The organism is Streptomyces sp. NPDC055632 (assembly GCF_053618675.1).
The window spans coordinates 82,000-96,644 of record NZ_JBSHHY010000007.1 but is presented as its reverse complement, the minus strand read 5'-3'; the positions used below and the strand labels follow the sequence as shown (position 1 = coordinate 96,644).

Below are 14,645 nucleotides of genomic sequence, written 5' to 3'. Positions count from 1 at the left end.
CTCGGGAGTGAGACGTGGAGCGACGCGGTTTCCTGCGCGGAGCGGTCATCGGTACCTCGGCCGCCGCCTTCGGCGGCAGCCTGTGGCACGGCGCGGCCTTCGCCGCCCCGGCCCAGCCCGGCGCGGGCCCCTACGGGGCGCTCGGCTCGGCGGACGCGAACGGCATCCAGCTTCCGGCCGGGTTCACCAGCCGGGTGATCGCCCGGTCCGGCCAGACGGTCACCGGCACCTCGTACACCTGGCACAGCGCTCCCGACGGCGGCGCCTGCTTCGTCGACGGCACCGGCTGGATCTACGTCTCGAACTCGGAGGTCAACCCGAGCGGCGGCGCGAGCGCGGTGAGGTTCAACGCGTCGGGCACGATCACCGGCGCGTACCGCATCCTCTCCGGCACCCGGCAGAACTGCGCGGGCGGCGCCACCCCGTGGAACACCTGGCTGTCCTGCGAGGAGGTGTCCCTCGGCTACGTCTACGAGTCGAACCCGTGGGGCGGCACGGCCTACCGCCGGGACGCGATGGGCCGGTTCAAGCACGAGGCGGCGGCGGCCGACCCGGTCCGCAGGGCGATCTACCTGACCGAGGACGAGACGGACGGCTGCTTCTACCGCTTCCTGCCCACCACCTGGGGCAACCTCTCCTCCGGCACCCTCCAGGTCTTCAAGGCGTCCACGGCCGCCTCCGGCACCTTCACCTGGCAGAACGTGCCGGACCCGGACGGCTCCCCGACCGTCACGCGCAACCAGGTCTCGGGCGCCAAGCGCTTCAACGGCGGCGAGGGCTGCTACTACGCGAACGACACCGTCTGGTTCACCACCAAGGGCGACAACCGGGTCTGGCAGGTCAACCTGGCCGCCGGCACGTACGAGCTGGCCTACGACGACTCGCTGGTCTCCGGCGGCGCCCCGCTCACCGGCGTCGACAACGTCACCGGCACCTCCTCCGGCGACCTGTACGTCGCCGAGGACGGCGGGAACATGGAGATCTGCGTCATCACCCCGGACGACGTCGTCGCCCCGTTCCTGCGCATCAACGGCCAGTCCGGCTCGGAGATCACCGGACCGGCCTTCTCGCCCGACGGCAGGCGGCTGTACTTCTCCAGCCAGCGGGGCACGAGCGGCAGCTCCTCGGGCGGCATCACCTACGAGGTGACGGGCCCGTTCCGCGCGTAGCAGCGCAGCTCCACCTTCTTCTGCTGGGCGCCGCCGAGGAGGGCGGCGCCCAGTGGCGTCAGGGTGTGCAGGACCGCGTTGCCGTGGCGCAGGGTCGCGATGAGCCCGGCCTCGCGCAGGACGCCGGCGTGCTGGCTGGCCGAGGCGAGCGACACCCCGGCGCGGCGCGCGAGTTCGCTGGTCGTGCCGCCGTCGCCGATGGCGTGCAGCACCGCCGAGCGGGTCTGGCCGACGAGCTTGGCGAGCGAGGAGCCGCCCGGCGCGCGGACGGTCGGCGCCTCGCCGTGGGTGACGGGGTAGACGAGGACCGGCGGCAGCGCGGGGTCGCGCAGCACGACGGGCGTCCCCCGGCAGAAGTACGAGGGCTGGAGCAGCAGTCCGCGCCCGTCGAGGTACACGTCCCGGTCCACCGGGTAGTCGGCCTCCAGGACGGGCGCGCGCCAGCGCAGCATCGGCGGCAGCGAGGCGAGGAGCTCCTCGGCGCCGCCGTCCAGGAGGGCCCGGCCGCGGCGGGCCCGGTCGGCCTCGACGCGGGCCAGGATGTGCGGCCAGTAGGGCTCGACGACGGCCCGGTGGTAGCCGCGCAGCGCCCCCACGAGCCGGTCGAAGGGCTCCGGTCCCCCGTCGGCGAGGGCGCGCAGCGAGTGGGGCACGGTCCGTCCGCCGGAGCGGTCGGCGGCGAGGAGCGAGAGCTCTCCGCGCAGCCGCCCCTGGTCGGTCGCGCGGATCGCCTGGAGGCCCTCGTCGAGGCCGTGGACGCCCTCGGAGGGCGTCAGGAAGTCGGGGAAATATCCCCTGCCGGGGACGAGGGCGGCGAGGAGGCGGGTCTCACCGCCGAGCCGTGCCCGGACCTCCGCCCGCCATTCTCCGTAGACGACGGGGCCGCGCCGGTCCCTTAAACGGTGAAAGCTCAGAATCGTTTCCCACAGAACATCCGGCCGGGCCGCCGTCCGCACCCCCGCCAAGTCGTTTCCGGTGAAATGAATCCGCAGCATGAGGTCCCCACCTGTGCACTCGCAACCACCCCCGACGTCGAGTATGCACAGCATCACTGCACGTTACCAGGGTGTTTCAGCCACAGTTGAAAAGCATCGCGGCGAACGGGGCGGAACCGAAAAGCTGTACGGGTCGGGCAGGAAACCTTCTGGACCGAGGTGACGTGGTGAAGACCGTGGGGGGCTTTGCCCGTCCGGCGGCGGTCGGCGAGGGTTGCGGCTCACCTGCCCGGCATCGGTAAAGGGCGCGGCCTCCGGGTGGGGATCCGGGGGTCGCGCCCGTCCCGTTCTTTGCGGCGCGGAAACAGAAAAGTTCAATGGCCAATAATTCAATCGGCCGTAATTGAACACGAATCCACATCCGATCGACGGCCCGGCGAAATGAGCGGCCGGGCCCCGGGGAGAAACACGACGGGACGGACACCTCCGCACAAAGGTGTCCGTCCCGTCCCTGTGAATCCGGAGCCGCCGCCCGCCGGTGAGGGTGGTGAGCTGGACCGGCGGCGGCCCCGGGGGCTCCGGGGCCCGTGGACCGGGCCTCCGCCTCAGCGGCTGTCGCTGCCCTTCGACTCGGCCGCCGCGCGGCCCGCCTCCAGACGCGCCACCGGGATCCGGAAGGGCGAGCAGGAGACGTAGTCGAGGCCCACCTCGTGGAAGAAGTGCACCGACTCCGGGTCGCCGCCGTGCTCGCCGCAGACGCCGAGCTTGATGTCGGGGCGGGTGGCGCGGCCGGCCTCGACGGCGCTGCGGACCAGGGCGCCCACGCCGTCCTTGTCGATGGTCTCGAAGGGGCTGACGCCGAAGATGCCCTTCTCCAGGTACGCCGTGAAGAAGCTCGCCTCCACGTCGTCGCGGGAGAAGCCCCACACCGTCTGCGTCAGGTCGTTGGTGCCGAAGGAGAAGAACTCGGCGGCCTCGGCGATCTGGCCGGCGGTGACGGCGGCGCGCGGCAGCTCGATCATGGTGCCGAGCGCGAGCCTCAGGTCGACGCCGGTCTGCGCCCGGACCTCCTCGATGACCTGCTCGGCCTCCTCGCGGACGATCTCCAGCTCCTGGACGGTGCCGACGAGCGGGATCATGATCTCGGCGCGCGGGTCGCCCTTGGCGTCGATCCGCTGGGCCGCGGCCTCCGCGATGGCCCGGACCTGCATGGTGAACAGGCCGGGGATGACCAGGCCGAGGCGGACGCCGCGCAGACCCAGCATCGGGTTCTGCTCGTGCAGCCGGTGCACGGCCTGGAGCAGGCGCAGGTCGTTCTCGTGCGGCTCCTTGCGGGACTCGGCGAGGGCGACGCGGACCGACAGCTCGGTGATGTCGGGCAGGAACTCGTGCAGCGGCGGGTCGAGCAGCCGGACCGTGACGGGCAGCCCGTCCATGGCCTCGAAGAGCTCCACGAAGTCCTGCTTCTGGAGCGGCAGGAGGGCCTTGAGGGCGTCCTCGCGCTCGGCGTCCGTGTCCGCGAGGATCAGGCGCTCGACGTACTGGCGGCGCTCGCCGAGGAACATGTGCTCGGTGCGGCACAGGCCGATGCCCTGGGCGCCGAAGCGGCGGGCGCGCGAGGCGTCCTCGGCGTTGTCGGCGTTGGCGCGGACCCGCAGGCGGCGGACGCGGTCGGCGTAGGCCATGATCCGGTGGACGGCCTGGACCAGCTCGTCGGCGTCGTCGGCGCCGGCGTGCATCCGGCCCTCGAAGTACTCGACGACCGGGGACGGTACGACGGGTACCTCGCCGAGGTACACCTTGCCGGTGGAGCCGTCGATGGAGACGACGTCGCCCTCCTCGACCACCTGGCCGTCGGAGGTGGTCATCCGGCGGCGCTTGGTGTCGACCTCCAGCTCCTCGGCGCCGCAGACACAGGTCTTGCCCATGCCGCGGGCGACGACGGCGGCGTGCGAGGTCTTGCCGCCGCGCGAGGTGAGGATGCCCTCGGCGGCGATCATGCCGTCCAGGTCGTCGGGGTTGGTCTCGCGGCGGATCAGGATGACCTTCTCGCCGGAGCGGGACCACTTGACGGCCGTGTACGAGTCGAAGACGGCCTTGCCGACGGCGGCACCCGGGGAGGCGGCGATGCCGCGCCCGATCTGCTCGACCTTGGCGTCGTCGTCGAACTTGGGGAACATCAGCTGGGCGAGCTGGGCGCCGTTGACCCGCTGGAGCGCCTCGGCCTCGTCGATCAGGCCCTGGTCCACGAGCTGGGTGGCGATGCGGAAGGCGGCACCGGCGGTGCGCTTGCCGACGCGGGTCTGGAGCATCCAGAGCTGGCCGCGCTCGATGGTGAACTCGATGTCGCAGAGGTCCTTGTAGTGGGTCTCAAGGGTCTCCATGATGTGCATGAGCTGGTCGTACGACGTCTTGTCGATCGACTCCAGGTCGGCCAGCGGCACCGTGTTGCGGATGCCGGCGACGACGTCCTCGCCCTGCGCGTTCTGGAGGTAGTCGCCGTAGACGCCCTGGTGGCCGGAGGCGGGGTCGCGGGTGAAGGCGACGCCGGTGCCGGAGTCCGGGCCCAGGTTGCCGAAGACCATCGAGCAGACGTTGACGGCGGTGCCGAGGTCGCCCGGGATGCGCTCCTGACGGCGGTACAGCTTGGCGCGGTCCGTGTTCCAGGAGTTGAAGACGGCCTCGATGGCGAGGTCCATCTGCTCGCGCGGGTCCTGCGGGAAGTCGCGGCCGGTCTCGGCCTTCACGATCTTCTTGAACTGCTTGACGACCTTCTTGAGGTCGGCGGCGTCCAGGTCGGTGTCGCTGGCGACCTTCTTGGCGGCCTTGACCTCGTCGAGCGCGTCCTCGAAGAGCTCGCCGTCGACGTCCAGGACGGTCTTGCCGAACATCTGGATGAGGCGGCGGTACGAGTCCCAGGCGAAGCGCTCGTTGTCGGCCTGGCGCGCGAGGCCGGCGACGGACTCGTCGGAGAGGCCGATGTTCAGCACGGTGTCCATCATGCCCGGCATGGAGAACTTCGCGCCGGAGCGGACGGAGACGAGCAGCGGGTCGTCGGCCTGGCCGAGCTTCTTGCCCATCTTCCGCTCCAGGGCGTCGAGGTGCGCGCTGACCTCGTCGCGGAGCGCGGCCGGCTCCGAGCCGCTCTCGAGGTAGACCTTGCACGCCTCGGTGGTGATCGTGAAGCCGGGGGGAACCGGCAGACCGAGGTTGGTCATCTCGGCCAGGTTCGCGCCCTTGCCACCGAGCAGGTCCTTCAGGTCCCTGTTGCCCTCGGTGAAGTCGTAGACGAACTTCTGATCATTGTTTTCCGACACGGGCCACGACTCCTCGACGACTCGGTTGGCTGCCCTGACGGCGAGGAACATACCCAGATCGAAGGCTTCTAGGGAGGTACGCCTAGCGGTCAGCTGGTCTTAACCACCCGTCCGCCAGCGCTTCGAAAGTAACCGAGCAGTAGCTTCCGCTTTCAGGGCCCGAAGACGCGATGACCCAAAACAGAGGCAAGTCGCTCAGGTGAGCGATCATCGCGACTTTTGCGTTCAACTCTTGAACGCAAAAAGGGTGGCACCGGGTGCCACCCTTCAGGCGGTGCAGTCGTTCGTAACCTGCTCATGTGAGCACCCACCCCCTCAAGGGTGGCGAGGATCACTCCCCGAGAAAGGCTTGAATCTCAGCCGCCGGACGTGTCCAGCTCCGCGTCCTCACTCACGCCGGAGCAGTCGTACGGGTCCTTCAACCAGCCGTCCGGCAGGACGACTCGGTTGTTTCCGGACGTACGGCCGCGGGGGCCGTCCGCCCCGACGGGCCACGCCTGGTCCAGGTCGAGCTCGCTCAACTGAGCGCGCAGCTCGTCCAGGGAGGAGGTGATCGCCAGCTTCTTGCGCATCTCCGAGCCGACCGCGAAGCCCTTCAGGTACCAGGCCACGTGCTTGCGGAAGTCGATGACACCGCGTGCCTCGTCCCCGAGCCACTCGCCGAGCAGCCGGGCGTGGCGCACCATCGCGTCCGCGACCTCCCGCAGGGGCGGCTGCGCGTACGCCCCCGTGCCCTCGAAGCCCGCCACGAGGTCCCCGAAGAGCCACGGGCGGCCCAGGCAGCCGCGCCCGACGACCACGCCGTCGCAGCCGGTCTCGCGCATCATCCGCAGGGCGTCGTCGGCCGACCAGATGTCGCCGTTGCCGAGCACCGGGATCTCCGGCACGTGCTCCTTGAGGCGCGCGATGGCGTCCCAGTCGGCCGTGCCGCCGTAGTGCTGGGCCGCCGTCCGCCCGTGCAGGGCGATCGCCGTGACGCCCTCCTCGACCGCGATCCGGCCCGCGTCCAGGAAGGTGATGTGGTCGTCGTCGATGCCCTTGCGCATCTTCATCGTGACCGGCAGGTCGCCCGCGTTGGTCACGGCCTCGTGCAGGATCGCCCGCAGCAGCGGCCGCTTGTAGGGCAGGGCCGAGCCGCCGCCCTTCCGGGTCACCTTGGGGACCGGGCAGCCGAAGTTCAGGTCGATGTGGTCGGCCAGGTCCTCGTCGACGATCATCCGCACGGCCTTGCCGACCGTCACCGGGTCCACCCCGTAGAGCTGGATCGAACGCGGCTTCTCCGTCTCGTCGAACCGGATGAGCTGCATCGTCTTCTCGTTGCGCTCGACCAGGGCGCGCGTCGTGATCATCTCGCTCACGAACAGCCCCTTGCCGCCGGAGTACTCGCGGCAGAGGGTGCGGAAGGGGGCGTTGGTGATGCCGGCCATCGGGGCGAGCACCACCGGCGGCTGCACGATGTGCGGCCCGATGGCGAGGGGGGTGAACGCGGTCATGGGCCCATTGTCGCGTACGGCGGCGGTCATTAGTTAGCCGTACTATCCGAACATGCCCGACCTCACATCCGGGCGGCGCGCCGGGGAGGGGTGCGGGGGCACGGACGACGGCGACCGCCGCCCGCGCCCCCGCGCGCCTTCCGGTCCCGCTACCAGCGGACGGGGGCGATCCTGGGGGCCATGAAGGTGGTGTCCCCCCGGCCGGTCCAGATCTTCAGCGTGCCGTCGGCGTCCCGGGCGACGATGTCCACCTTGCCGTCCTCGGTGAAGTCCCCGACGGCGGTCTCGGTGAAGTTCCAGCCCCGGGTGACCGGCTTCTTCGGCTGGAAGCTGCCGTCCGGGTTGCGGACCCACATCATGAGGACGTCGTCGGAGTCGGTCGCCATGATGTCGGCCCCGCCGTCGCCGTTGAAGTCCCCGGCGACGGTCTCGGTGAAGGTCCAGCCCTTCGTCACGTCCCTCGGGGACTTGAAGGCGATGGGACTGGAATCGGTACCCGCCCAGATCTTGAGCTGGTCCGTACCCTCCTCGGCGGCGATGACGTCCACCTTGCCGTCGATGTCGAAGTCGGCGACGGCCACCTCCTTGAACTTCCAGCCCAGCGTGACGCGTTCGCGAGAGCCGAAGCGGCCGTTCCCCAGGCCGGGCCACGCCCACAGCTCGTCCGCGGTCGAGCCCTCGGACAGGGGCGGCGTCCTGGCCATGATGTCGGCCTTGCCGTCGCCGTCGAAGTCCCCCGCGACGGTCTGGGTGTGGTTCCAGTCGTTGGTGACGTGGAGCGAGCAGTCGAACGAGCCGTCCCCCCGGCCGAACCAGATCCTCATCGTGGAGGAGGTGGCGTCCCGGGCGATGAGGTCGGTGAGGCCGTCGCCGTCGAAGTCGGCCGCCGCGGTCTGCGAGAGGTGCTTGGACGTTCCGGTGACCGCCGCGGCGAACGTGTCGGCCAGGCGCTGGGTGCCGGTGTCGTTGAAGTGCAGGTCGTCCCGGTCCGACTTGTAGGCGAGGGCGAGCCGGGTCGGTACGGCGGCGTCCCGGGTGGCGCGGTCGAGGTCGACGTGACCGGGCAGGGCCCGTATGTGGGCGTTGACGTCCTGCCGGGCCTTCTCGTGGGCGGGGTCGTCGGAGCAGACGGTGGCTCCGGCGGTCCGGCATCCGAACGGCGGGACGGTCGCGACCGTGACGTCGATGCCTCGGGCTCGTGCGTCCGCCACGATCCTGTCGATGCCCGCCTTGATCGCGGACGCGTCCGCGCCGCGGCCGTCGCCCCCGTAGAGGATGTCGTTGACCCCTTCGTAGAGGACCACCCGGCGGACGCCAGGCTGGGCGAACACGTCGCGGTCGAGCCGGTTCAGGGCGGCCGGGCCCGCGACGTCGAGGAGGTTCACCGTCGTGCCGGACCCCATGCCGACCGAGCTGCCGTGGTCCTGGAGGATCCTGTTGCCGTTCAGGCCCATGTTCAGGACTCCCGGCGCGGCCGGGTCGCCGGCGAGCACCTTGGCGAACAGGTCGGGCCAGCGCCGGTTCTCGTCCTCGGTGCTGTGGGAGCCGTCGGTCTGGGAGTCGCCGATCATGACGACGGTCCCCGGGGAGCCGTCGGCCTCCACGTCGAGACCGCTGAGCAGGGTCCACTTGGGCGGGCTCTCCGTGAAGCCGGTCTGGGAGGCCTGACGCGTGAGGTCGCCCGCGCCGACGTACGTCTTCGACAGGGCGTAGGAGTGCACGGGGGCGCCCTTGACCTCGCCCGGAAGGTGGACGCTGACCAGGAGGTCACGGCCGGCGGCGACGGGGAACGTGATCCGGTCGCTGACCAGTTCGCCTCCCGCCGGCATGGTGGTCCGGCCCTTGGGGAACGTCACCTCGCGGACGGCTCCGGTGGCCGCGCCCGTCTTGGCGGACCGTTCGGCGAGGGTGACGCGCCCGAGGGTGACGGGACGGAAGCCGAAGGTGTTCGCGAAGCGGAGCCGGATGTCGGAGCCGCTCTTGTGCGGGTGCACGACCATCCGCAGAGTCTGGTCCTTCCAGATCGGCCAGTAGCGCGCGGAGGCCTGGCCCATCCCCTCCGGCGGCGCGAGGGCCGCGCCCCAGCTTCCCGTCCACGTCTTGCCCTCGGACGACGCCGTGGTGGTGTCGCGGACGCCGACGGAGAAGACGTGCAGACCGGGGGCCGTCGGCAGCTTGACGGTCTTCACCGTCTTGGTGCGGTCGAGCGGGACGGTGACCGCGTAGACGTTCTTGCCGTCGGTCCTGTCCGGCCTGCCCTTCTCGAAGAACTTGCCCGTCACGGTCACCGCGGGGGCCGACTGCTTGGCCGGGTTCCAGATCCAGCCCTCCACGGCGAGACGGTACGTGGACGTGGTGCCGTCGGTGTACGTGACGGTGCCGTCGCCCTGGGCGGGCCCGCGCTCGGCGGCGGCCAGGAAGCCGAGGGCGTCGCCCTTGCCCGACAGGGCGAAGGTCTGCCCCTCGGCCTCGGCGTTGTCCCCCTCGGAGGTCGCGCGCGGCCAGGTGTAGTCCGTGCCGTTGACGGTGATCTTCGCCCCCGGCTCCCAGCCGGCGGCGCTGAGCAGGGCGCCGGAGTAGCTGTTGCCCGCCCCGTCGAAGCCGGGCCCGTTCGAGCTGCCGCCCTCCGGGGTGACGGCCGTGTTGTTGAAGGCCTCCTCGAAGGAGGCGAGCACGGTCCCCTCGGCGTGCGCGGTTCCGCCGGCCGGTCCGACGGCGGCCAGCGCCAGGGCGAGGGCGAGGGCGGACGCGCCCGCCCTCGTCCGCCCGGGGCCGGGTCTTCTGTACTGCAAGGACGTTCTTCCTCTCGATCGCGAAAAGGGCCCGGGGCGGGGAACGCCTCGGGCCCTTCGTCGTGCGGTGCTGGTTACTCCTGAGCGGTGACGCTGCCGGTCGTGTCGGCGCTCTCGGCGCCCTCCGTGCCGCTCGCGGCTCCCTGCGCGCGTTCGCGCATCTTCTTCAGGAGTTCCTGCTTCTGGTCGTCGGCCGTGCGCCGGTCGGCGGCGCGGCCCCGGGTGGTGGCCTGCTGGTCGGCGCGGGACAGCTTCTTGCGCTGTCCGCCGACGCCGAGGAGGTTGTTGCGGCCCTTCGCCATGGGGTTCTCCCGTCAGTGGTGAGGTGGTCGGTGGTCGGGCTCGGTCAGCCCCGGCGCTGAGCGCTCACTCGTAGATCTGGAAGAACGCGTACATGCCGGGGACGCTACCCCGGCCCCCGTCCCGGCGGCACCCGATTTTTCCCGCACCACTCGAAGGGATGACAGATATTGAAATCTGTCATCGCACATGCCATGGTTGAACCATGACCACGACCCAGAGCACGACGCCCGCCCCCGACCGCGTCCCCACCCGTCCGCTCGGCGCCACCGGCCCCCGGGTCTCCGCCCTCGGCCTCGGCTGCATGGGCATGTCCGCGCTGTACGGCGAGAGCGACCGCGCCGAGTCGATCGCGACGATCCACGCCGCCCTGGACGCCGGGGTGACCCTCCTCGACACCGGCGACTTCTACGGGATGGGGCACAACGAACTGCTGATCGCCGAGGCGCTGCGGACCGCGCCCGCCGCCGCCCGCGAGCAGGCCCTCACCAGCGTGAAGTTCGGCGCGCTCCGCACGGTCGAGGGCGGCTTCACCGGGTACGACGGCCGGCCGGCCGCCGTGAAGAACTTCGCGGCGTACTCGCTCCAGCGCCTGGGCACCGACCACATCGACGTCTACCGGATCGCCCGCGTCGACCCGGACGTGCCGATCGAGGAGACCGTCGGCGCCATCGCCGAGCTGGTCGAGGCGGGACACGTGCGGCACGTCGGGCTCTCCGAGGTCGGCGCGGACACCCTGCGCCGGGCGGCGGCCGTGACCCCGATCGCGGACCTCCAGATCGAGTACTCGCTGATCTCCCGGTCCATCGAGGAGAAGATCCTGCCCACCGCGCGCGAGCTCGGCATCGGGATCACGGCGTACGGCGTGCTCTCGCGCGGTCTGATCAGCGGCCACTTCACCCGGGACCGGGAGCTGGCGCCGGGCGACTTCCGGGGCATGAGCCCGCGCTTCCAGGGCGAGAACCTCCAGCGGAACCTGGACCTGGTGGACCGGCTGCGGGCGCTCGCGGAGGCCAAGGGCGCCTCCGTCGCGCAGATCGCCGTCGCCTGGGTCCTGGCGCAGGGCGAGCGGCAGGGCGCGGACGTCGTGCCGCTGATCGGCGCCCGGCGCCGGGACCGGCTCGCGGAGGCGCTCGGCGCCCTGGACGTCACGCTCGACGCCGCCGACCTGGCCGCGATCGAGGAGGCCGTCCCGGCGGGCGCGGCGGCCGGCGAGCGGTACCCGGCGGCGCAGATGGCGCACCTGGACAGCGAGCGCTGACGGGTGTCCGGCAGAGGCCGGCGGTCCGGATCCGCCGGGTACTGTCCTTCCATGGCCGCCACCGAGACCCTGACCGCAGAACGCATCCTCGAAGCCACCGAGGAGGTGCTGCGGCGCTACGGCCCGGCGAAGGCGACCGTCGTGGACGTGGCCCGGGTCCTCGGCGTCAGCCACGGCAGCGTCTACCGCCACTTCCGCACCAAGGCGGCGCTGCGCGAGGCGGTGACCGAGCGGTGGCTCTCGCGCACCGAGACCGCCCTCGCCGAGCTGACCGCGGCCCCGGACCGGCCGGCGCCGGAGAAGCTGCGCGCCTGGTTCGCCCACCTCTTCGAGGCCAAGCGGCACAAGGCGGGCGACGACCCCGAGCTGTTCGCCACGTACAACGTGCTGATCGACGAGAACAGCGGAGTGGTCGAGCAGCACATCGGCGTCCTGATCGACCAGGTCCGGTCGATCGTGGCGGAGGGTGCCGGGGAGGCGGAGTTCACCGCCCCCGACCCGGACGCGACGGCCCGCGCGCTCTTCGACGCGACCTCCCGCTTCCACGACCCGGCCTACGCGCCGGAGTGGCGGCGCCCCACGATCGAGACCGAGTTCGAGGCCGTGGTGGAGCTGCTGCTGCGCGGCCTGCGCGCCTGACGGGAGCCCGTACAGCGCCCGACGGGACCCGTACGACGGGGAAGCCCCCGGTTCCGTGGTCCGGAACCGGGGGCTTCGCCGTACTGGCGTACTGCGGGAGTGAGGCGACTCAGCAGCCGAGGAGGCGGCTGCCCAGGTAGCCCTGGATCTGGTCGAGGGAGACGCGCTCCTGCTTCATGGTGTCGCGCTCGCGCACGGTCACCGCGTTGTCCTCGAGGGTGTCGAAGTCGACGGTGATGCAGAACGGGGTGCCGATCTCGTCCTGGCGGCGGTAGCGGCGGCCGATGGCGCCGGCGTCGTCGAACTCGATGTTCCAGTTCTGGCGCAGGTCGGCCGCGAGGCCCTTGGCCTTCGGGGAGAGCTGCGGGTTGCGGGAGAGCGGCAGGACCGCGGCCTTGACCGGGGCCAGGCGGTGGTCGAGGCGCAGCACGACGCGCTTCTCCATGACGCCCTTGGCGTTGGGGGCCTCGTCCTCGGTGTACGCGTCGAGCAGGAAGGCCAGCATCGTGCGGCCGACACCGGCCGCCGGCTCGATGACGTACGGCGTGTAGCGCTCGTTGGACTCCTGGTCCAGGTAGGTCAGGCTGGCGCCGGAGGCCTTGGAGTGGGCGCTCAGGTCGTAGTCCGTGCGGTTGGCGACGCCCTCCAGCTCGCCCCACTCGCTGCCGCCGAAGGAGAAGCGGTACTCGATGTCGGCGGTGCGCTTGGAGTAGTGGGAGAGCTTCTCCTGCGGGTGCTCGAACCAGCGCATGTTCTCCTCGCGCAGGCCGAGGCCGGTGTACCAGTTCCAGCGCTGCTGCATCCAGTACTCCTGCCACTCCTCGTCCTCGCCCGGCTTGACGAAGAACTCCATCTCCATCTGCTCGAACTCGCGGGTCCGGAAGATGAAGTTGCCCGGAGTGATCTCGTTCCGGAAGGACTTGCCCATCTGCGCGATGCCGAACGGGGGCTTCTTGCGCGCGGTGGTCTGCACCTGGCTGAAGTTGGTGAAGATGCCCTGGGCGGTCTCGGGACGCAGGTAGGCGACGGAGCCGGAGTCCTGGGTCGGGCCGAGGTGGGTGGAGAGCAGGCCCGAGAAGTTCTTGGGCTCGGTGAAGGTGCCCTTGTTGCCGCAGTTGGGGCAGTTGAGGTCGGCGAGGCCGTTCTCGGGGAGACGGCCGTGCTTCTCCTCGTACGCCTCCTCCAGGTGGTCGGCGCGGAAGCGCTTGTGGCAGGAGGTGCACTCAGTCAGCGGGTCGGTGAAGGTGGCGACGTGACCGGACGCCTCCCAGACCTCGGTCGCCAGGATGACCGACGAGTCGATGCCGACGACGTCCTCGCGCGAGGTGACCATGTAACGCCACCACTGGCGCTTGATGTTCTCCTTGAGCTCGACGCCCAGGTGCCCGTAGTCCCAGGCGGCACGCTGGCCGCCGTAGATCTCGCTACAGGGGAAAACGAAGCCACGGCGCTTGCTCAGGCTGACGATGGTGTCGATCTTGTCGGCGGCCACGGTGCTCTCTTCATTACGACGACGGAAAGGATGGGAACTGCGGCGCGAAGCGCCTCTGTGGGGGGTGGTGGTCGGGAGACGGGTGGGCGAATGCCACAGGTTACCGGCGCCCGTACCCCCCGCATCAAATCGGTTCCGGGTAAGGAGGGCGGGAGGGAGGCCGGGGCGTCGCGTGGGTGGGACCACACGGAAGGCAATTGACAACCGTTTCCAATTTTGTTGAAAATGAGTGTCATGAACGTACGTCGCCTGATACCCACCACCGCCCTCGCCGGAGCCGTCGCGCTCGGCCTCGTCTCCCTCTCCGCCTGCGCCGGGACCTCCGACGCCGCCGACGGGGGCAAGGGCGGCAAGCTGGACGTGGTGGCGTCGTTCTATCCGATGCAGTACCTGGCCGAGCGGATAGGCGGCGGCCACGTCGCCGTCGAGACGCTCACGAAGCCCGGCGTCGAGCCGCACGACCTGGAGCTCAAGCCGAAGCAGATCGGCGCGCTCGGCGAGGCCGACGTCATCCTCTACCTCAAGGGCATCCAGCCCGCCGTCGACGAGGCCATCGCCCAGGCCGGCGTGAAGAACACGGTCGACGCCGCCACGCTCACGAAGCTGGAGGCGCACGGCACCGGGGCCGGCCACGACCACGGTCACGGCGAAGAGGGTCACGAGCACGCCGAGGAAGAGGGCCACGACCACGGCTCCGAGGTCGGCACCGACCCCCACGTCTGGCTCGACCCCGTGAAGTACGCCGAGGTCGCCAAGGGCGTCGGCAGCGCCTTCGAGAAGGCCGACCCGGACCACGCCGCCGACTACAAGAAGAACACCGACGCCCTGGTGAAGAAGCTCGGCGACCTGAACACCGAGTTCGAGACGGGCCTGAAGAACACCGCGACCCGCACCTTCATCACCACCCACTCCGCCTTCGGCTACCTCGCCGAGCGCTACCACCTGGAGCAGGAGGGCATCTCCGGCGTCGACCCCGAGTCCGAGCCGAGCCCCGCCCGCATGAAGGAGCTCCAGGAGATCGCGGCCAAGGACAAGGTCTCCACGGTCTTCTTCGAGACCCTGGCGAGCGACAGGACCGCGAAGACCCTCGCCGGCGACACCGGTCTGAAGACCGACGTGCTCGACCCGCTGGAGGGCATCACGGACAAGTCCCGGGGCAGCGACTACATCGAGGTCATGCGCTCCAACCTCACCGCGCTGAAGAAGGCCCTCGGCGCCAAGTGACCACCGCACAGCAGGAGGTACGG

General features: G+C 70.6%; 10 protein-coding genes. 4 read left to right on the top strand and 6 right to left on the bottom strand.

Going from position 1 to position 14,645, the window contains the following annotated elements; translation table 11 throughout:
• The first annotated feature begins 14 nt into the window (after positions 1–14).
• On the top strand, positions 15–1,169 hold the full coding sequence (locus ACWGSR_RS12545) for an alkaline phosphatase PhoX (RefSeq protein ID WP_453565920.1): 1,155 nt from the start codon (positions 15–17) through the stop codon (positions 1,167–1,169).
• Here the strand turns inward: ACWGSR_RS12545 and ACWGSR_RS12540 are convergent.
• The 5 genes from ACWGSR_RS12540 to ACWGSR_RS12520 form a co-directional block, all read right to left on the bottom strand.
• Positions 1,139–2,164, bottom strand: coding sequence for an ArsR/SmtB family transcription factor (locus ACWGSR_RS12540; protein ID WP_376232611.1), 1,026 nt, complete (start codon positions 2,162–2,164; stop codon positions 1,139–1,141). The two genes, ACWGSR_RS12545 and ACWGSR_RS12540, sit on opposite strands and share 31 nt — an antisense overlap.
• Positions 2,165–2,709: 545 nt before the next feature.
• Positions 2,710–5,421, bottom strand: coding sequence for a pyruvate, phosphate dikinase (gene ppdK, locus ACWGSR_RS12535; RefSeq protein ID WP_376232610.1), 2,712 nt, complete (start codon positions 5,419–5,421; stop codon positions 2,710–2,712).
• 356 nt (positions 5,422–5,777) lie between these two features.
• Positions 5,778–6,914, bottom strand: a complete 1,137-nt coding sequence (gene dusB, locus ACWGSR_RS12530; RefSeq protein ID WP_376232609.1) for a tRNA dihydrouridine synthase DusB — start codon at positions 6,912–6,914, stop codon at positions 5,778–5,780.
• A 149-nt stretch (positions 6,915–7,063) separates the two neighbouring features.
• Positions 7,064–9,706 (bottom strand): FG-GAP-like repeat-containing protein, encoded by a 2,643-nt coding sequence (locus ACWGSR_RS12525; RefSeq protein WP_453565915.1) that lies wholly within the window; start codon positions 9,704–9,706, stop codon positions 7,064–7,066.
• A gap of 74 nt (positions 9,707–9,780) precedes the next feature.
• Positions 9,781–10,008 carry a DUF6243 family protein gene (locus ACWGSR_RS12520; protein ID WP_376232606.1) on the bottom strand — a complete coding sequence of 76 codons (228 nt, stop codon included), beginning with the start codon at positions 10,006–10,008 and terminating at the stop codon, positions 9,781–9,783.
• Positions 10,009–10,211: 203 nt separating this feature from the next.
• On the opposite strand from ACWGSR_RS12520, the gene ACWGSR_RS12515 reads away from it, so the two are divergent.
• On the top strand, positions 10,212–11,267 hold the full coding sequence (locus ACWGSR_RS12515; protein WP_376232605.1) for an aldo/keto reductase: 1,056 nt from the start codon (positions 10,212–10,214) through the stop codon (positions 11,265–11,267).
• A gap of 51 nt (positions 11,268–11,318) precedes the next feature.
• A complete protein-coding gene (locus ACWGSR_RS12510; protein WP_376232604.1) occupies positions 11,319–11,906 on the top strand; it encodes a TetR family transcriptional regulator in 588 nt (195 codons plus the stop codon).
• 109 nt (positions 11,907–12,015) lie between these two features.
• Here the strand turns inward: ACWGSR_RS12510 and ACWGSR_RS12505 are convergent, their stop codons facing one another.
• Positions 12,016–13,398, bottom strand: a complete 1,383-nt coding sequence (locus ACWGSR_RS12505) for a glycine--tRNA ligase (RefSeq protein WP_376232603.1) — start codon at positions 13,396–13,398, stop codon at positions 12,016–12,018.
• Between the two features lie 234 nt (positions 13,399–13,632).
• Between ACWGSR_RS12505 and ACWGSR_RS12500 the strand changes: the two genes are divergently transcribed.
• Positions 13,633–14,622: a metal ABC transporter substrate-binding protein gene (locus ACWGSR_RS12500; RefSeq protein WP_453565910.1), complete on the top strand. Its 990-nt coding sequence runs from the start codon at positions 13,633–13,635 to the stop codon at positions 14,620–14,622.
• The last annotated feature ends 23 nt before the right edge of the window (positions 14,623–14,645 follow it).